Below are 16603 nucleotides of genomic sequence, written 5' to 3' on the forward strand. Positions count from 1 at the left end.
TGAGGCGGTTCAAGCGTTGTCCGCAGCTTGCGCAGGCTTGGCCGGCAAGGTGAAACCGGACACCGAACGCCGCAGCTGGCTGGCCATTTTCGCCAGGTTGCCAATGCTCTCGGCAGTGGCGGTGGAGCCGGACGAGGTCTGCGTGGTGATCTGCTGGATCACGTTCATCGTCAGGGAAATCTGGCCGGCCGAAGACGTCTGTTGCTGCGCGGCGTTGGAAATACTCTGGATCAATGCCGCGAGGGTCTTCGATACTCCTTCGATTTCTTCCAGGGCCACTCCGGCATCCTGCGCCAGACGCGCGCCGCGCACCACTTCGGTGGTGGTCTGCTCCATGGAAATCACCGCTTCGTTGGTGTCGGTCTGAATTGCCCGCACCAGCGTTTCGATCTGCCGGGTCGCCGCGGACGAGCGCTCGGCCAGCCGCTGTACTTCGTCGGCCACCACCGCAAAACCGCGCCCGGCGTCACCGGCCATGGACGCCTGAATGGCCGCGTTGAGGGCGAGGATGTTGGTCTGATCGGCAATGTCATCGATCAGGCTGACAATGTCGCCGATTTCCTGAGAAGACTCCCCGAGGCGCTTGATGCGCTTGGCGGTGTCCTGGATCTGCTCGCGAATATTGTCCATGCCGTGGATGGTGTTGTGCACCACTTCGTTGCCCTTGTTGGCAATTTCCACCGAGCGCTCGGCCACCGCTGAGGATTCGGCGGCATTGGCCGAGACCTGATCGATGGACTCGGCCATGTCGTTGATCGCCATGGAGGCCTCGGAAATCTGCTGCGCCTGATGCTCCGAGGCCTGGGCCAGGTGCATCGCGGTGGCCTGGGTTTCCTGCACGGCGGCGGCGACCTGGCCGGCGGTGAGGTTGATGGTCGCCACCAGATCGCGCAACTGGTCGACGGAATAGTTGATCGAGTCGGCGATGGTCCCGGTGAAGTCTTCGGTCACCGAGGCGGTCACGGTCAGGTCACCGTCGGCCAGGTCTTCAATTTCGTCCAGCAGGCGCATGATCGCGCTCTGATTGCGCTCGTTCTTCTCAGCGGTTTCACGCAACTGACGGTTGGTTTCGCGCACCATCACCAGGCCAATGAGAATGATCGACATCAACGCGAGCAAACCCAGCACGTAGCCGCCGATGGTATCGGTGTTGCGCCCGCCGGCGAGGTTTTCGAAACGGCTGGCCAAGTGCGAAGCTTCATCGAGCAGGGTTTGCGACAGGGTAAAAATGTTGCTGGCCGATTCGCGGACCTTGAACAGCTCCGGCGAGGTTTCGAGGATTTCGTCCACCGAACCCGAGACGAATTCGAACAGTTCGGAAATCTCGGTCAACCGGGCACGGGCATCGCGGTCTTCGACCTGGCTGATTTTCAGGGCCGCATTGCCTTGAAGCATGCCGTTGAGTACCTGGCCGAAACGCGCCGCGTCGCGACCGAAGGCGTCGGCGGCCTGCTGCGAGTTTTCGTCGCCGGACAGCACGGTGTTCACTGCACCGAGAATCCGCTCGGCCAGCAGCGACTGACGCTGGGCCATCGCCACCTGAGCGGCCGGGGCGCCACGTTGCAGGAGGGTTTCGACGACCTTTTCGTACTCGACCTGCAATTGCGGCACGGTTTCGGCCAGCGTCGCGGCGACTTGATGCAATGACAACACGGTCTGTTCGCTGGAGAGAATGGCGTCGGTGTTTTTCAGCAGCCGCTCCCAATCCAGCTGTACCGCGCGCATTTCCGGGCGCACGGTGGACGGTGCCGGCGGCAGGCCGGTGGAGGGATCGCCTTTCTTCAGATAGCCCCAACGCAGGGCGAAGTCGTTGCGCGCATCGCTGAGCAACTTGAACGCCGCGGCCTTGCCAGCGGCGGCTTCGGTGGCGTTCTTGGCGATGCGTTGCGACAGCACCCGCAGCTCACCGGCGTGGCCGATGTACTGCTTGTCGTAATTCGCCTGGGTGTTGAGGTACGCGAAGTTGGCGAACAGCAGCATGATGAAGATGATCAGCGCGATGAACAGCACGATGATCTGCGACCGGCTGCGCGACCCTTCCGGCGTACCTGCGTTTGCTTTAATCATCGGTCCTCGCCTGTCCTGCCCAATTCAACCTACTCCCCGGCTACAGCGCTACATTCATGAAACCTTGCGACTGCGCCAACGCAAACGGGCTGAACACCTGCCAATTCTGTTCACGCTGAAAGCGGCCTTTGACGAACGGCGCGATCGGCCCCTGCAGCTCGTCCATGGGCACCGGCTCCAGGCTGTCCTGGGCAAAGTGCTGCAAGCCGAAGACCTCATCGACCAGCAACCCGGCGAACACGTCGTTGTGCTCCACCACCAGTATCCGCCGCTGCTTGCGCAGGGCCGACAGTTCATGGCCGGCCTCATAACCATAAAAGAAGCCGTACACATCCATGATCGGCAGCAGCCGCCCACGCAGGTTCGCTACGCCCTTGACCCAGGGCTTGACCCCCGGCATTTGGGTAACGCGCGGTTCGTGCAGGACTTCGCTGACTTCGCCCATGGGCGCGACGTACCCGTGCTCGCCCAAGCGAAAACCGATACCGCTCCAGCTGTCCTGTCGAGTCGGCTGGGACGGCAGGTCCGCCGCCAGCAGACGACAACGTTGATCAATCTGCAGCAGCAGTTCGAAGGCCGTCAGCGACTCGGTCATGGCCGGACGATCAACCGGCCAGCACGTTGTTCAGCGTCTTGATCAGGGTGTCTTCATCGACCGGTTTGGTCAGGTAGTCCTTGGCGCCCTGGCGCGTGCCCCAGACTTTGTCGGTTTCCTGATCCTTGGTGGTGATGATGATCACCGGGATGTGCCCGGTTTCCGGGTCTTTGGTCAGCTGACGGGTCGCCTGGAAACCATTGAGGCCGGGCATGACGATGTCCATCAGTACCGCGTCGGGTTTTTCCTGGCGGGCCAGGGCCACGCCGTCGGCGCCGTTTTCGGCTTTCAACACTTCATGACCGTGCTTTTCGAGCATGCCGGTCAGTTTGTACATTTCGGTCGGCGAATCATCGACGATCAGAATACGTGCCATGGTCTTCCCCATTCTTGTCGACGCAAGGCCCACTGGCCGAGCGTCACTGTGCGTGTCCTACTGCGGCGAAACGACAGCAAAGCCCGGTACGTGGGCCTGAATCGCGTTCAGCAGTTCTTCCTTGCTGAAAGGCTTGGTCAAAAACTGGTCGGAGCCGACGATCCGCCCCTTGGCCTTGTCGAACAACCCGTCCCTGGACGACAGCATAATCACTGGCGTGGACTTGAACGCACTGTTGTTCTTGATCAACGCGCAGGTCTGATAGCCATCCAGACGCGGCATCATGATGTCGACAAAGATGATGCCTGGGTGATTGTCGGCAATCTTGGCCAGGGCATCGAAACCATCGATTGCGGTGATGACTTCACAGCCCACGTTTTTCAACAGCGTTTCGGCGGTGCGACGAATCGTTTTCGAATCATCGATCACCATGACCTTCAAGGCGCTGGAATGCTGTTCCATAGGGGCTCTACCGTCGCCTTTGTGAATCAATTTGTCCGTTTGCGGCCCGAAACCCTTGATACTCAAGGGCCAAGACGGCATGGCAGCCTTTTTAGCACAGTCTCCCCGTCCAATCTATCGGGTGACCTGTGCGGTGGTTTTTCCTTGACCGGGAACCCACTCAGCGCCACTCTGACGCCACTTTTTCATCGCACTTTCCACCCCAATTTCGAGGAAAACCCCATGAGCGTTCGCGTCGGGATTGTCATGGATCCTATCGCCAGCATCTCCTATAAAAAGGATAGCTCGCTGGCCATGCTGTTGGCCGCGCAAAAGCGTGGCTGGGAACTGTTCTATATGGAACAGCGCGATTTGTATCAGGCCGAGGGCCAGGCGCGCGCGCGGATGCGTCCGCTGAAAGTCTTCGCCGACCCGCACAAGTGGTTCGAGCTGGGCGCCGAATCCGACGCACTGCTGAGCGACCTGGACGTGATCCTGATGCGCAAGGATCCGCCGTTCGACATGGAGTTCGTCTACTCCACTTACCTGCTGGAGCAAGCCGAGAACGCTGGCGTGCTGGTGGTCAACAAGCCGCAAAGCCTGCGTGACTGCAACGAGAAGCTGTTCGCCACGCTGTTCCCGCAGTGCACGCCGCCGACCATCGTCAGCCGTCGCCCGGACGTGTTGCGTGAATTCGCCGACCATCACGGTGACGTGATCCTCAAGCCGCTGGACGGCATGGGCGGTTCGTCGATCTTCCGTCATACCGCCGGCCACCCGAACCTGTCGGTGATTCTTGAAACCCTGACCCTGCATGGCAAACAGCAGATCATGATCCAGGGCTACCTGCCGGCGATCGTTGATGGCGACAAGCGCATCCTGATGATCGACGGCGAGCCTGTGGATTATTGCCTGGCGCGGATTCCGGCAGCAGGCGAAACCCGCGGCAACCTCGCCGCTGGCGGCCGTGGCGAAGCCCGACCGCTGACCGAGAAAGATCGCTGGATCGCCGCGCAAGTCGGCCCGACCCTGCGCGAGAAGGGCTTGCTGTTCGTCGGTCTCGACGTGATCGGTGAGCACCTGACCGAAATCAACGTCACCAGCCCGACCTGCATTCGCGAGATCGATAACGCGTTCGGCACCGACATCGGCGGCCAGTTGATGGATGCCATCGATCAGAAGCTCAAGGCTCGTTGATCGAGAACAGCCAAGAGACAACCAACATTGCGTTATCATCGCCGGCCTGTAAAAAACGCGATGTTGGTTTTCTTGTCATGACACTCCCGTCCGATCTGCCCCCTGAACTCGCCCATCGTGGCGTGCGCCCGGCCGATCGCCTCGGTTTTACCCTGTTTCTCGCGGCGCTGATTCACCTGGCCTTGCTGTTGGGCGTCGGGTTCACCATGGTCGAACCCAAGCAAATCAGCAAAACCCTGGAAATCACCCTCGCCACCTTCAAAAGCGAAACCAAGCCGAAAAAAGCCGATTTCCTCGCTCAAGAGAATCAGCAAGGCAGCGGCACCCTGGATAAAAAGGCCATTCCCAAGACCACCGAGGTCGCGCCCTTCCAGGACAACAAGGTGCAGACGGTCACTCCGCCGCCAACCGCCAAACCCCAAGTGCAGGAAGCCGCGCCCAAGGCCGCCGTGACGACTGTCGCGCCGAAGCCGAAAAAAGCCGCGACCAAGCAGGAAGACGTCAAGACCGAGACCAAGCCCAAGGTCGAAGCACCGACCTTCGACAGCTCACAGTTGTCCAGCGACATCGCCAGCCTGGAAGCGGAACTGGCCAACGAGCAACAGCTGTACGCCAAGCGCCCGCGCATCCACCGCTTGAGCGCCGCGTCGACCATGCGCGACAAGGGTGCCTGGTACAAGGACGAATGGCGCAAGAAGGTCGAACGCATCGGCAACCTCAACTACCCCGACGAGGCCCGACGCAAACAGATTTATGGCAATTTGCGCCTGATGGTCTCGATCAACCGCGACGGCTCGCTGTATGAAGTGTTGGTGCTGGAATCGTCCGGCCAACCGCTGCTGGATCAGGCGGCGCAGCGCATCGTGCGGCTCGCCGCGCCGTTCGCACCGTTTACCGGGGATCTGTCGGACATCGACCGCCTGGAAATCATCCGCACCTGGAGGTTTGCGCGCGGGGACCGGTTGTCCAGTAATTAGCCGGAAGATTTGCAGTGATCGAGCCAATGCCTTCGCGGGCAAGCCCGGATCAAAAAGACACCTGCACAGGCATTTCCTGTGCATCCTCAGCTTGTCAGTTCGCCCCTCCAACGCCACACTAGCGCTCATGAAGAACGTCAGCCCCAGCTACCTCAAGCATCACTTCCTGATCGCCATGCCTCACATGGCCGACCCGAACTTTGCGCACACCTTGACCTACATCGTCGAGCACACGGCCAATGGTGCCATGGGTCTGGTGGTCAACCGTCCGCAGGATCTGAACCTGGCCGATATCCTCGAGCAATTGCGCCCCGATATCGAACCGCCAGTGCTCTGCCAGCACGTGCCGATCTTTATCGGCGGCCCGGTGCAAACCGATCGCGGCTTTGTCCTGCACCCGTCGGGAAAAACCTATCAGGCTACCGTTGATCTGGATGGCGAGTTGTCGCTGTCGACCTCCCAGGACGTGCTGTTCGCCATCGCCGATGGCGTCGGCCCCGCGAAAAGTTTGATCACCCTCGGCTATGCCGGTTGGGAAGCCGGGCAACTGGAAGCCGAACTGGCCGACAACGCCTGGCTGACTTGCCCGTTCCATGCCGACATCCTGTTCAACACCAGCAGCGAGTTACGTCTCGAAGCGGCGGCCAAGCACCTGGGTATCAACCTCAGCCTGCTCACCAGCCAGGCGGGGCACGCCTGATGGCCCTGCGGCTGATTCTGGGTTTCGACTACGGCACCAAGCAGATCGGCGTTGCGGTCGGCCAGGTGATTACCGGCCAGGCCCGCGAGCTGTGCACCTTGAAGGCACAAAACGGCATTCCCGACTGGAATCAGGTCGAAGCCCTGATCAAAGAGTGGAAACCCGACGCCGTGGTGGTCGGCCTGCCGTTGAACATGGACGGCACGCCCAGCGACATGTGCCTGCGGGCCGAAAAATTCGCCCGGCGCCTGAACGGCCGCTACAACCTGCCCTTCTATACTCACGACGAACGCCTGACCACCTTCGAGGCCAAAGGCGAACGCCTGGTCCGTGGCGGCCAGAAAGGCAGTTACCGCGACAACCCGGTCGATGCCATCGCCGCCGCCCTGCTACTGCAAGGCTGGCTCGACGAAAACACCGCACTGTTCGAATCCTCAAGCACCTGATCCTGACGAGTCGCTGCGCGTCTCTTTTAGCTACAACCCGAGCCCCCACCCAGGCGCTATACCCCAAAAGCAGGGCTCGGGACCAAGAAGGAGCAAACCATGAGCCTGCCTAATCCCGCCGAACTGATCAGCCAGATGGCGATCCGTCTCAAGGCTTACCTGGAAAACCGTGGCATCAGCGAACCGCGTTATATCGGTATTCGGACCGGTGGCATCTGGGTCGCTCAGGCGTTGCTCAAGGAGTTGGGCAGCGACGCGCCGCTGGGCACCCTTGATGTGTCCTTCTACCGCGACGACTTCAGCCAGAGCGGCCTGCACCCGCAAGTACGCCCTTCGGCGCTGCCCTTCGAGATCGAAGGCCAGCATCTGGTGCTGATCGACGACGTACTGATGAGTGGTCGGACCATCCGCGCCGCGATGAACGAACTGTTCGACTACGGTCGCCCGGCCAGCGTGACACTGGTGTGCCTGCTGGACCTGGACGCCGCTGAGCTGCCGATCCGCCCGAATATAGTCGGAGCGACCCTGTCACTGGCGGCCCACGAACGGGTGAAGTTGTCCGGTCCGGAACTCAAGCTCGAACTGCAAGACCTCGCCCTTTAATTCGCCCTATTGAGAGTCCCCCTCGCGATGACGCCTCTAGAAACCAAGCGCCCGCTGCAGCTCAATGATCAGGGCCAGCTACGCCACTTCCTCTCGCTCGACGGTTTGCGCCGCGAGTTGCTGACGGAAATCCTCGACACCGCCGACTCGTTCCTCGAAGTCGGCGCCCGGGCAGTGAAGAAAGTCCCGTTGTTGCGCGGCAAGACCGTGTGCAACGTGTTTTTCGAGAACTCCACCCGCACCCGCACCACCTTCGAACTGGCGGCCCAGCGGCTGTCGGCCGACGTGATCACCCTGAACGTGTCCACGTCATCGGCGAGCAAGGGCGAAACCCTGCTCGACACCCTGCGCAACCTCGAAGCCATGGCCGCCGACATGTTCGTCGTGCGTCACGGTGATTCTGGCGCGGCGCACTTCATTGCCGAACATGTCTGCCCGCAAGTGGCGATCATCAACGGTGGCGACGGCCGTCACGCGCACCCGACCCAGGGCATGCTCGACATGCTCACCATTCGTCGGCACAAGGGTGGCTTCGAAAACCTCTCGGTGGCCATCGTCGGCGACATCCTGCACTCGCGGGTAGCACGCTCGAACATGCTGGCCCTGAAAACCCTCGGCTGCCCGGACATCCGCGTGATCGCGCCGAAAACCCTGCTGCCGATCGGCATCGAGCAATACGGTGTGAAGGTCTACACCGACATGACCGAAGGCCTGAAAGACGTCGACGTGGTGATCATGCTGCGCTTGCAGCGTGAGCGCATGACCGGCGGCCTGCTGCCGAGCGAAGGCGAGTTCTACCGCCTGTTCGGCCTGACCACCGCGCGCCTGGCCGGCGCCAAACCCGATGCCATCGTGATGCACCCGGGGCCGATCAACCGTGGGGTGGAGATTGAGTCGGCGGTGGCCGACGGCCCGCACTCGGTGATCCTCAACCAGGTGACCTACGGCATCGCGATTCGTATGGCCGTGCTATCCATGGCCATGAGCGGGCAAACAGCCCAGCGCCAATTCGAGCAGGAGAACGCCCAGTGAAGCTCAGCATTCTCGGCGCACGCGTTATCGATCCGGCCAGCGGCCTGGATCAAGTGACTGACATCCATGTTGAAGCCTGCAAGATCGTCGCCCTTGGCGCTGCTCCGGCCGGTTTTGTTGCCGTCGACACCATCGACGCCAAGGGCCTGGTGGCCGCCCCGGGTCTGGTTGACCTGAACGTTGCCCTGCGCGAGCCGGGCTACAGCCGCAAAGGCTCGATCGCCAGCGAAACCCGCGCAGCCGCCGCCGGCGGCGTGACCAGCCTGTGCTGCCCGCCGAAAACCAAACCGGTGCTGGACACCTCGGCCGTGGCCGAATTGATCCTCGACCGTGCTCGTGAGGCCGGCAACACCAAAGTTTTCCCGATCGGCGCCCTGAGCAAAGGCCTGGACGGCGAGCAGCTGGCCGAACTGGTCGCCTTGCGCGATGCCGGCTGCGTGGCCTTCGGCAATGGCCTGGAGAGCTTCCGCAACACCCGCACCCTGTGCCGGGCGCTGGAATACGCGGCGACGTTCGACCTGACGGTGATTTTCAACTCGCAGGATCACGACTTGGCCGAAGGTGGCCTGGCCCATGAAGGCCCGACCGCAAGCTTCCTCGGTCTGCCGGGCATTCCGGAAACCGCCGAAACCGTGGCCCTGGCCCGGGATCTGCTGCTGGTCGAGCAAAGCGGCGTACGTGCGCACTTCAGCCAGCTCACCAGCGCGCGCGGCGTAGCGCTGATCGCTCAGGCCCAGGCTCGCGGGCTGAAGGTCACGGCGGATGTGGCGTTGTATCAACTGATCCTCACCGACGAAGCGCTGATCGACTTCAGCAGCCTCTATCACGTCCAGCCGCCCCTGCGCACCCGTGCCGACCGCGACGGCCTGCGGGCAGCGGTGAAGTCCGGTGTGGTATCCGCCATCTCCAGCCATCACCAGCCCCATGAGCGCGACGCCAAGCTGGCACCGTTCGGCGCGACCGAACCGGGCATCAGCAGCGTTGAACTGCTGCTGCCGCTGGCGATGACCTTGGTGGAAGACGGTTTGCTCGACCTGCCGACGCTGTTGGCACGCCTGAGTGCCGGCCCTGCCGAGGCGTTGCGCCTGCCGGCAGGGAAATTGGCAGTAGGTGGCGCGGCAGACATCGTGCTGTTTGACCCGACGGCCTCGACCGTGGCCGGTGAAACCTGGCTGTCCAAGGGCGAAAACTGCCCGTTCATTGGCCACAGCCTGCCGGGCGTGGTGCGTTACACCCTGGTGGATGGGCGGATCAGCCACCAGACGTAGAACCCTGTGGCGAGGGAGCTTGCTCCCTCGCCACTACTTACTGGAAGGCGCCTCTGTTCTGCGCGTTACGAATTGAAATCTGATCGTTCAGCGTCCAGAAGTCATACAACACCCCCAGAAAGAACAACCCGCCCGTGACCAGGTACAGCAACCCGCTGATCCACTTCCCCTGATACATCCGGTGTACGCCGAATACCCCAAGGAACGTCAGCAGAATCCACGCGACGTTGTATTCGATGGGGCCGGCGGTAAAGCGCAGGTCTGCTTCACGATCCATGGCCGGAATCAGGAACACGTCGATCAACCAGCCAATACCCAGCAGGCCCAAGGTCAAAAACCAGATCGTCCCGGTCACCGGCTTGCCGTAATAGAAGCGGTGAGCCCCGGTAAAACCGAAAATCCACAGCAGGTAACCGATCACTTTGCTGTGCGTGTCTTGTTGTGAAACGGGTTGTCGATAGGTGTTCATGGATGACCTCGATTCACGCGATAGAGAAATATTCTTGAATTCTTTGTGACTTTTTTACAGGCAGCCGACATACGGCAAATGCTACCTTCACTTCCGTCAAAGCCCTGTACCGCCTGACTTGTGTCAGACAATTGCGTCCTTTTTCCGCTTATTTGGTTCCGTTGACCCCAAGGTTGAATCGACCAACGGCCTCGGAAGGGACAAAAAAGCTGTTATAAAGTTGCGCGCTAACCCATACGAGCCTTGCCTAATGCGTCCATTTTTCAAGACATGGCTAACCATTTGCCTATTATTGCCTCTGGCCGCCCACGCCACCAATCGTGAGCAACGTCTTCCGAACGTTAATGGTTACACCCCAAAATCCCATGTTTCTGCTCCTTCGAGCAAAAACCAACAGACGGTAAAACGCTCCACCCAACTGAGCCGCGCCAACGGCAAGCTGGTTCCGCCGATGGCGACCAAGGAAAGCAGCAACGTGTTGAGCCGCGCGGTAAACGTGCTCGGCACACCTTATCGTTGGGGTGGCAGCAGCCCAAGTAAAGGGTTCGATTGCAGCGGCCTGGTGAAATACGCGTTCAACGACGCGACCTTCGACCTGCCACGCACCTCCAATGCCATGGCCAGCGGTCACGGTGAGAAAGTCGATCGCAACGAACTGAAGCCAGGCGACCTGATCTTCTTCAACATCAAGAGCCGCCGGGTCAACCATGTGGCCATCTACCTGGGCAACGACCGCTTCATCCACGCACCACGCCGTGGCAAGTCGGTAAGCATCGACACCCTGAAGAAGCCGTATTGGGATAACCACTACGTGGTTGCCAAGCGGGTTCTGCCGAAAGAACCGAATCAACTGCGCGTCGTACAGCGCTGATCCGATTGTGGCGAGGGGGCTTGCCCCCGTTGGGCCGCGGAGCGGCCCCAAAACCTGCCACCAAGCGTTACTAGAAAGACCGCGTCGCCCGAGTTTGCGACTGCTTCGCAGCCGAACGGGGGCAAGCCCCCTCGCCACAGGTCGCGCTCCAACCCTCAAAAATTATCCGGCGACCGCGCCTTCTCCCGCGCATGCTCGCGACTGATCACACCCTTGGTCACGAGATCCTTCAGGCACATATCCAGCGTCTGCATCCCCAGCGACCCACCGGTCTGAATCGACGAGTACATCTGCGCCACCTTGTCTTCACGGATCAGGTTACGGATCGCCGAGGTGCCGAGCATGATTTCGTGGGCGGCAATCCGCCCGCCGCCGATTTTCTTGATCAGTGTCTGGGACACCACCGCCAGCAACGACTCGGAGAGCATCGAGCGCACCATCGATTTCTCGTCACCCGGAAACACGTCCACCACCCGGTCGATGGTTTTCGCCGCCGAGGTGGTGTGTAGCGTGCCGAATACCAGGTGGCCGGTCTCGGCGGCGGTCAACGCCAGCCGAATAGTCTCCAGGTCACGCATTTCCCCCACCAGAATCACGTCCGGGTCTTCACGCAGGGCCGAGCGCAGGGCCGTGGCGAAGCTGCGGGTATCGCGATGGACTTCACGCTGATTGATCAGGCATTTGCGCGATTCGTGGACGAACTCGATGGGGTCTTCGATGGTGAGGATGTGGTGATGGCGATGGTTGTTCAGGTAATCGATCATCGCCGCCAGCGTGGTGGACTTGCCGGAGCCGGTCGGGCCGGTCACCAGCACCAGGCCCCGGGGCGCTTCGGTAATCTTGCGAAACACGTCCCCCATGCCCAGATCGTCCATGCTCAGGACCTTCGACGGAATGGTCCGGAACACCGCGCCCGCGCCACGATTCTGGTTGAAGGCATTGACCCGGAAACGCGCCACGCCGGGCACTTCGAAGGAAAAGTCGGTTTCAAGATGCTTCTCGAAGTCCACCCGCTGGAGGTCGTTCATGATGTCGTAGATCAGGTCATGCACTTCCTTGTGGTCCAAGGCCGGCAAGTTGATGCGTCGCACATCGCCATCGACACGGATCATCGGTGGCAGGCCGGCGGACAGGTGCAGGTCGGACGCGCCTTGTTTGGCGCTGAAAGCCAGCAGCTCAGTGATATCCATAGCGCTCCTCAATTCCAGTAGAATGCCGCGAACCTTCAGACCGCTGGCGCCTCTTGATGTCCACGATAGCAGACAACACTCTTCAGGTTAGTTCACGCATCCAGGCAGCAGCCAAAGCCGCCCACCGCGATGAGAACAGCATCCAGCTATTGGCCGTGAGCAAAACCAAGCCCGCCGAGGCCCTGCGTGAAGCCTATGCCGCCGGGATCCGCGACTTTGGCGAAAACTACCTGCAGGAAGCCTTGGGCAAACAGCTCGAATTGGCCGACCTGCCCTTGATCTGGCACTTCATCGGCCCCATTCAATCGAACAAGACTCGTGCTATCGCCGAGCATTTCGACTGGGTGCACTCCGTGGATCGTTTGAAAATCGCACAACGCCTGTCCGAACAGCGCCCTGCCGATTTGCCGCCCTTGAACATCTGCATCCAGGTCAACGTCAGTGGTGAAGCCAGCAAATCCGGCTGCACCCCGGCCGACCTGCCCGGCCTGGCCGATGCCATCAGTGCGCTGCCGCGTTTGAAATTGCGCGGGCTGATGGCGATTCCCGAGCCGACTGAAGATCGCGCCGCCCAGGACGCCGCCTTTGCTGCCGTGCAGAGCCTGCAAGCCAGCCTGAACCTGCCACTCGACACACTTTCCATGGGCATGAGCCACGACCTCGAGTCGGCCATCGCCCAGGGCGCCACTTGGGTCCGTATCGGTACGGCTCTGTTTGGCGCCCGCGATTACAGTCGACCATGAACATGGCTGACTCACCTCTCTATAAGGACCTGACATGAGCAAGACTCGTATTGCCTTTATCGGAGCCGGCAACATGGCCGCCAGCCTGATCGGCGGCCTGCGCGCCAAAGGTCTGGACGCCGCGCAGATCCGCGCCAGCGATCCGGGCGAAGAAACCCGTGCCCGCGTGAAAGCCGAACACGGCATCGAAGTGTTTGCCGACAACGCCCAAGCCATTGAGGGCGTGGACGTGGTCGTGCTGGCGGTCAAGCCACAGGCGATGAAAGCCGTTTGCGAAGCCATTCGCCCAAGCCTCAAGCCGAACCAGCTGGTGGTGTCGATTGCGGCCGGCATCACCTGCGCCAGCATGAACAACTGGCTGGGTGCCCAGCCGATCGTGCGCTGCATGCCCAACACCCCGGCGCTGGTGCGCCAGGGTGTGAGCGGTTTGTACGCCACGGCCCAAGTGAGCGCCGAGCAACGCCAGCAGGCCCAAGAGCTGCTGTCGGCAGTCGGCATCGCTTTGTGGCTGGACGAAGAACAGCAACTGGACGCGGTCACCGCCGTTTCCGGCTCTGGCCCTGCGTATTTCTTCCTGCTGATCGAAGCCATGACCGCCGCTGGCGTGAAGCTCGGCCTGCCACCCGAAATCGCTGCACAACTGACCGTGCAAACCGCGCTGGGCGCTGCACACATGGCAGTCGCCAGCGATGTCGACGCCGCTGAACTGCGTCGCCGCGTGACCTCGCCTGCGGGCACCACCGAAGCGGCGATCAAAGCGTTCCAGGCCGGCGGCTTCGAAGCCCTGGTGGAAAAAGCACTCGGCGCCGCCGCGCACCGCTCGGCCGAGATGGCCGAACAACTGGGCAAATAAGGAGCCTTACATGATTGGATTGAACACTGCGGCGATTTACGTGCTGCAAACCCTCGGCAGTCTGTACCTGCTGATCGTGCTGCTGCGTTTCGTGCTGCAACTGGTGCGCGCAAACTTCTACAACCCGCTGTGCCAGTTCGCCGTGAAAGCCACCCAGCCACTGCTCAAGCCACTGCGCCGGATCATCCCGAGCCTGTTCGGCCTGGACATGTCCTCGCTGGTGTTGGCAATCCTCGTGCAACTGGCGTTGATGGCCCTGACCCTGCTGCTGACCTTCGGCACCACCGGTAACCCGCTGCAATTGCTGATCTGGTCGCTGATCGGCGTAACGGCGCTGTTCCTGAATATCTTCTTCTATGCCCTGATCATCAGCGTGATCCTGTCCTGGGTCGCGCCGGGCAGCCACAACCCCGGCGCCGAGCTGGTGAACCAGATCTGCGAGCCGGCCCTGGCGCCGTTCCGCAAGATTCTGCCAAACCTCGGCGGCCTGGATATCTCGCCGATCCTGGCGTTCATGGTGCTCAAGCTGATCGACATGCTGGTGATCAACAACCTCGCAGCCTTGACCATGATGCCGCAGATCCTGCGCCTGCTGATCTGATCCGGTGAGCTACTTTCGCTGGGACGGTGATGACCTGATTCTGGAATGTCACCTGCAACCTGCGGCCCGCAGCGATGATTTTGCCGGGCTGCACGGTGATCGCCTGAAGATCCGTCTGACGGCGCCGCCGGTCGAGGGCAAGGCCAATGCGTACCTGATGGCGTTTCTGGCCAAGGCGTTCGGGGTTTCCAAGAGCCAGGTCAGCCTGATCAGCGGCGAGTTGAACCGGCAGAAGCGGGTGCGGATCTGTTCGCCGAAGAAGCTGCCGGATTTGCCGGATCTGGTGCGCCCGGCCTGACCTCAATGTGGCGAGGGAAAATCAGGCCCGGCCTTTGCTTGCCGCTAGCCACAGCGGTCTTTAGACTTACGCCTCATTTCAATGAGAGCAGGGTCGATGCCAGCTGCCTTCCCCCCCGATTCTGTTGGTCTGGTGACGCCGCAAGTGGCGCACTTCAGTGAACCCCTGGCCCTGGCCTGCGGTCGTTCGCTGCCCGCTTATGACCTGATCTATGAAACCTATGGCACGCTGAACGCCACGGCGAGCAATGCCGTGCTGATCTGCCATGCCTTGTCCGGTCACCATCACGCCGCCGGCTTCCACAGCCCCGACGACCGCAAACCCGGTTGGTGGGACAGCTGCATCGGCCCCGGCAAACCGATCGACACCCGCAAATTCTTCGTGGTCAGCCTGAACAACCTCGGCGGTTGCAACGGCTCCACCGGCCCCAGCAGCGTCAATCCGGAAACCGGCAAGCCGTTTGGCGCCGACTTCCCGGTACTGACCGTGGAAGACTGGGTGCACAGCCAGGCACGCCTTGCCGACCTGCTCGGCATCGGCCAATGGGCGGCGGTGATCGGCGGCAGTCTGGGCGGCATGCAGGCCTTGCAGTGGACCATCACCTATCCGGATCGCGTGCGGCACTGCCTGGCGATCGCCTCGGCACCGAAACTGTCGGCGCAGAACATCGCGTTCAACGAAGTCGCACGCCAGGCGATTCTTACCGACCCGGAGTTCCACGGCGGTTCATTCCAGGAATACGGGGTGATCCCCAAGCGCGGGCTGATGCTGGCGCGAATGGTCGGGCACATCACGTACCTGTCCGATGACTCCATGGGCGAAAAATTCGGCCGCGGTCTGAAGAGCGAAAAGCTCAACTACGACTTCCACAGTGTCGAGTTCCAGGTCGAAAGCTACCTGCGCTATCAAGGCGAGGAGTTTTCCGGACGTTTCGACGCCAACACCTACCTGCTGATGACCAAGGCGCTGGACTACTTCGATCCTGCGGCGAACTTCGACGATGACCTGGCGAAAACCTTCGAAGGCGCGAAAGCCAAGTTCTGCGTGATGTCCTTCACCACCGACTGGCGTTTCTCCCCTGCCCGCTCGCGGGAGCTGGTGGACGCGCTGATGGCGGCCAGGAAAGACGTCTGCTATCTGGAGATCGACGCTCCGCAAGGCCACGATGCCTTCCTGATTCCGATCCCGCGTTACTTGCAGGCCTTCAGCAATTACATGAACCGCATATCGCTTTGAGGAAGACATGAGAGCCGATCTGGAAATCATCCAGGAATGGATCCCCGCCGGCAGCCGCGTGCTCGACCTCGGCTGCGGTGACGGCGAGCTGCTGACCTGGCTGCGTGACCACAAGCAGGTCACCGGCTATGGCCTGGAAAACGACCCGGACAACATTGCCGAGTGCGTCGCCAAAGGCATCAACGTCATCGAGCAGGACCTGGACAAGGGCCTGGGCAACTTTGCCAGCAACAGTTTCGACATCGTGGTCATGACCCAGGCCCTGCAAGCCGTGCATTACCCGGACAAGATCCTCGACGAAATGCTGCGGGTCGGTCGCCAGTGCATCATCACCTTCCCCAACTTCGGCCACTGGCGCTGCCGCTGGTACCTGGCGAGCAAGGGCCGGATGCCGGTTTCGGAGTTTCTGCCGTACACCTGGTACAACACGCCAAACATTCACTTCTGCACCTTCGAAGACTTTGAAGCGCTGTGTCGCGAACGTGAAGCCAAGGTCATTGATCGACTTGCCGTGGATCAACAGCATCGACACGGGTGGGCCAGTAAGCTATGGCCTAATCTGTTAGGTGAGATCGGCATCTATCGCGTCAGCAGCCCCGGTCTGCCGGACCACAAGGTCGCGGTCTGAATCACGACACTT

At 61.2% G+C, this 16603-nt stretch carries 20 protein-coding genes; 14 read left to right on the forward strand and 6 right to left on the reverse strand.

From position 1 onward, the window contains the following. Window positions 1–9: 9 nt before the first annotated feature. The 4 genes from F475_RS01015 to pilG are packed head-to-tail and all read right to left on the reverse strand — an operon-like array spanning window position 10 to window position 3500. Window positions 10–2067 carry a methyl-accepting chemotaxis protein gene (locus F475_RS01015; protein WP_018928717.1) on the reverse strand — a complete coding sequence of 686 codons (2058 nt, stop codon included), beginning with the start codon at window positions 2065–2067 and terminating at the stop codon, window positions 10–12. A 40-nt stretch (window positions 2068–2107) separates the two neighbouring features. Beyond that, entirely contained in the window at window positions 2108–2662 is a 555-nt protein-coding gene (locus F475_RS01020; RefSeq protein ID WP_018928716.1) for a chemotaxis protein CheW, read from the reverse strand. A 10-nt stretch (window positions 2663–2672) separates the two neighbouring features. Beyond that, entirely contained in the window at window positions 2673–3038 is a 366-nt protein-coding gene (gene pilH, locus F475_RS01025; RefSeq protein WP_007897961.1) for a twitching motility response regulator PilH, read from the reverse strand. 57 nt (window positions 3039–3095) lie between these two features. Then, on the reverse strand, window positions 3096–3500 hold the full coding sequence (pilG, locus tag F475_RS01030; RefSeq protein WP_007897954.1) for a twitching motility response regulator PilG: 405 nt from the start codon (window positions 3498–3500) through the stop codon (window positions 3096–3098). Between the two features lie 222 nt (window positions 3501–3722). Between pilG and gshB the strand changes: the two genes are divergently transcribed. The 7 genes from gshB (at window position 3723) to F475_RS01065 (ending at window position 9702) form a co-directional block, all read left to right on the forward strand. Continuing rightward, window positions 3723–4676: a glutathione synthase gene (gshB, locus tag F475_RS01035; RefSeq protein WP_018928715.1), complete on the forward strand. Its 954-nt coding sequence runs from the start codon at window positions 3723–3725 to the stop codon at window positions 4674–4676. A gap of 77 nt (window positions 4677–4753) precedes the next feature. Further along, complete coding sequence (locus F475_RS01040) at window positions 4754–5653, forward strand: energy transducer TonB (RefSeq protein ID WP_026286615.1); 900 nt, start codon at window positions 4754–4756, stop codon at window positions 5651–5653. A gap of 127 nt (window positions 5654–5780) precedes the next feature. Further along, on the forward strand, window positions 5781–6353 hold the full coding sequence (locus F475_RS01045) for a YqgE/AlgH family protein (protein WP_018928713.1): 573 nt from the start codon (window positions 5781–5783) through the stop codon (window positions 6351–6353). Beyond that, complete coding sequence (gene ruvX, locus F475_RS01050) at window positions 6353–6799, forward strand: Holliday junction resolvase RuvX (protein WP_018928712.1); 447 nt, start codon at window positions 6353–6355, stop codon at window positions 6797–6799. Before F475_RS01045 ends, ruvX begins: the two co-directional genes overlap by 1 nt. A gap of 99 nt (window positions 6800–6898) precedes the next feature. Further along, the gene (pyrR, locus tag F475_RS01055; RefSeq protein ID WP_018928711.1) at window positions 6899–7402 is read left to right on the forward strand and encodes a bifunctional pyr operon transcriptional regulator/uracil phosphoribosyltransferase PyrR; all 504 of its coding nucleotides are present in this window, start codon (window positions 6899–6901) and stop codon (window positions 7400–7402) included. Between the two features lie 27 nt (window positions 7403–7429). Beyond that, entirely contained in the window at window positions 7430–8434 is a 1005-nt protein-coding gene (locus tag F475_RS01060) for an aspartate carbamoyltransferase catalytic subunit (protein WP_007939362.1), read from the forward strand. Continuing rightward, a complete protein-coding gene (locus tag F475_RS01065; protein ID WP_111452976.1) occupies window positions 8431–9702 on the forward strand; it encodes a dihydroorotase in 1272 nt (423 codons plus the stop codon). The genes F475_RS01060 and F475_RS01065 overlap by 4 nt, the downstream gene beginning before the upstream one ends. Window positions 9703–9739: 37 nt before the next feature. Here the strand turns inward: F475_RS01065 and F475_RS01070 are convergent, their stop codons facing one another. Further along, on the reverse strand, window positions 9740–10171 hold the full coding sequence (locus tag F475_RS01070; RefSeq protein ID WP_018928709.1) for a TM2 domain-containing protein: 432 nt from the start codon (window positions 10169–10171) through the stop codon (window positions 9740–9742). A gap of 250 nt (window positions 10172–10421) precedes the next feature. On the opposite strand from F475_RS01070, the gene F475_RS01075 reads away from it, so the two are divergent. Further along, the gene (locus F475_RS01075; RefSeq protein ID WP_018928708.1) at window positions 10422–11042 is read left to right on the forward strand and encodes a C40 family peptidase; all 621 of its coding nucleotides are present in this window, start codon (window positions 10422–10424) and stop codon (window positions 11040–11042) included. Window positions 11043–11197: 155 nt separating this feature from the next. On the opposite strand, the gene F475_RS01080 is transcribed toward F475_RS01075, so the two are convergent. Continuing rightward, window positions 11198–12232: a type IV pilus twitching motility protein PilT gene (locus F475_RS01080; RefSeq protein ID WP_018928707.1), complete on the reverse strand. Its 1035-nt coding sequence runs from the start codon at window positions 12230–12232 to the stop codon at window positions 11198–11200. A 56-nt stretch (window positions 12233–12288) separates the two neighbouring features. On the opposite strand from F475_RS01080, the gene F475_RS01085 reads away from it, so the two are divergent. The 6 genes from F475_RS01085 (at window position 12289) to metW (ending at window position 16591) form a co-directional block, all read left to right on the forward strand. Then, window positions 12289–12975, forward strand: coding sequence for a YggS family pyridoxal phosphate-dependent enzyme (locus F475_RS01085; RefSeq protein WP_111452977.1), 687 nt, complete (start codon window positions 12289–12291; stop codon window positions 12973–12975). A 34-nt stretch (window positions 12976–13009) separates the two neighbouring features. Then, window positions 13010–13828, forward strand: coding sequence for a pyrroline-5-carboxylate reductase (proC, locus tag F475_RS01090; protein ID WP_018928705.1), 819 nt, complete (start codon window positions 13010–13012; stop codon window positions 13826–13828). Window positions 13829–13838: 10 nt separating this feature from the next. Beyond that, the gene (locus F475_RS01095) at window positions 13839–14429 is read left to right on the forward strand and encodes a YggT family protein (protein ID WP_019580613.1); all 591 of its coding nucleotides are present in this window, start codon (window positions 13839–13841) and stop codon (window positions 14427–14429) included. Between the two features lie 4 nt (window positions 14430–14433). After that, complete coding sequence (locus tag F475_RS01100) at window positions 14434–14727, forward strand: DUF167 domain-containing protein (RefSeq protein WP_007987815.1); 294 nt, start codon at window positions 14434–14436, stop codon at window positions 14725–14727. 96 nt (window positions 14728–14823) lie between these two features. After that, complete coding sequence (locus F475_RS01105) at window positions 14824–15963, forward strand: homoserine O-acetyltransferase (protein ID WP_018928702.1); 1140 nt, start codon at window positions 14824–14826, stop codon at window positions 15961–15963. 7 nt (window positions 15964–15970) lie between these two features. After that, the gene (gene metW, locus F475_RS01110) at window positions 15971–16591 is read left to right on the forward strand and encodes a methionine biosynthesis protein MetW (protein WP_007939351.1); all 621 of its coding nucleotides are present in this window, start codon (window positions 15971–15973) and stop codon (window positions 16589–16591) included. The last annotated feature ends 12 nt before the right edge of the window (window positions 16592–16603 follow it).

This window comes from Pseudomonas sp. URMO17WK12:I6 (assembly GCF_003253625.1).
Lineage (GTDB): Bacteria > Pseudomonadota > Gammaproteobacteria > Pseudomonadales > Pseudomonadaceae > Aquipseudomonas.

Coding starts and splice junctions, on each gene's coding strand:
- F475_RS01015 (WP_018928717.1), bottom strand. CDS start 2,067: ATGATTAAAGCAAACGCAGGTACGCCGGAAGGGTCGCGCAGCCGGTCG.
- F475_RS01020 (WP_018928716.1), bottom strand. CDS start 2,662: ATGACCGAGTCGCTGACGGCCTTCGAACTGCTGCTGCAGATTGATCAA.
- pilH (WP_007897961.1), bottom strand. CDS start 3,038: ATGGCACGTATTCTGATCGTCGATGATTCGCCGACCGAAATGTACAAA.
- pilG (WP_007897954.1), bottom strand. CDS start 3,500: ATGGAACAGCATTCCAGCGCCTTGAAGGTCATGGTGATCGATGATTCG.
- gshB (WP_018928715.1), top strand. CDS start 3,723: ATGAGCGTTCGCGTCGGGATTGTCATGGATCCTATCGCCAGCATCTCC.
- F475_RS01040 (WP_026286615.1), top strand. CDS start 4,754: ATGACACTCCCGTCCGATCTGCCCCCTGAACTCGCCCATCGTGGCGTG.
- F475_RS01045 (WP_018928713.1), top strand. CDS start 5,781: ATGAAGAACGTCAGCCCCAGCTACCTCAAGCATCACTTCCTGATCGCC.
- ruvX (WP_018928712.1), top strand. CDS start 6,353: ATGGCCCTGCGGCTGATTCTGGGTTTCGACTACGGCACCAAGCAGATC.
- pyrR (WP_018928711.1), top strand. CDS start 6,899: ATGAGCCTGCCTAATCCCGCCGAACTGATCAGCCAGATGGCGATCCGT.
- F475_RS01060 (WP_007939362.1), top strand. CDS start 7,430: ATGACGCCTCTAGAAACCAAGCGCCCGCTGCAGCTCAATGATCAGGGC.
- F475_RS01070 (WP_018928709.1), bottom strand. CDS start 10,171: ATGAACACCTATCGACAACCCGTTTCACAACAAGACACGCACAGCAAA.
- F475_RS01075 (WP_018928708.1), top strand. CDS start 10,422: ATGCGTCCATTTTTCAAGACATGGCTAACCATTTGCCTATTATTGCCT.
- F475_RS01080 (WP_018928707.1), bottom strand. CDS start 12,232: ATGGATATCACTGAGCTGCTGGCTTTCAGCGCCAAACAAGGCGCGTCC.
- F475_RS01085 (WP_111452977.1), top strand. CDS start 12,289: ATGTCCACGATAGCAGACAACACTCTTCAGGTTAGTTCACGCATCCAG.
- proC (WP_018928705.1), top strand. CDS start 13,010: ATGAGCAAGACTCGTATTGCCTTTATCGGAGCCGGCAACATGGCCGCC.
- F475_RS01095 (WP_019580613.1), top strand. CDS start 13,839: ATGATTGGATTGAACACTGCGGCGATTTACGTGCTGCAAACCCTCGGC.
- F475_RS01105 (WP_018928702.1), top strand. CDS start 14,824: ATGCCAGCTGCCTTCCCCCCCGATTCTGTTGGTCTGGTGACGCCGCAA.
- metW (WP_007939351.1), top strand. CDS start 15,971: ATGAGAGCCGATCTGGAAATCATCCAGGAATGGATCCCCGCCGGCAGC.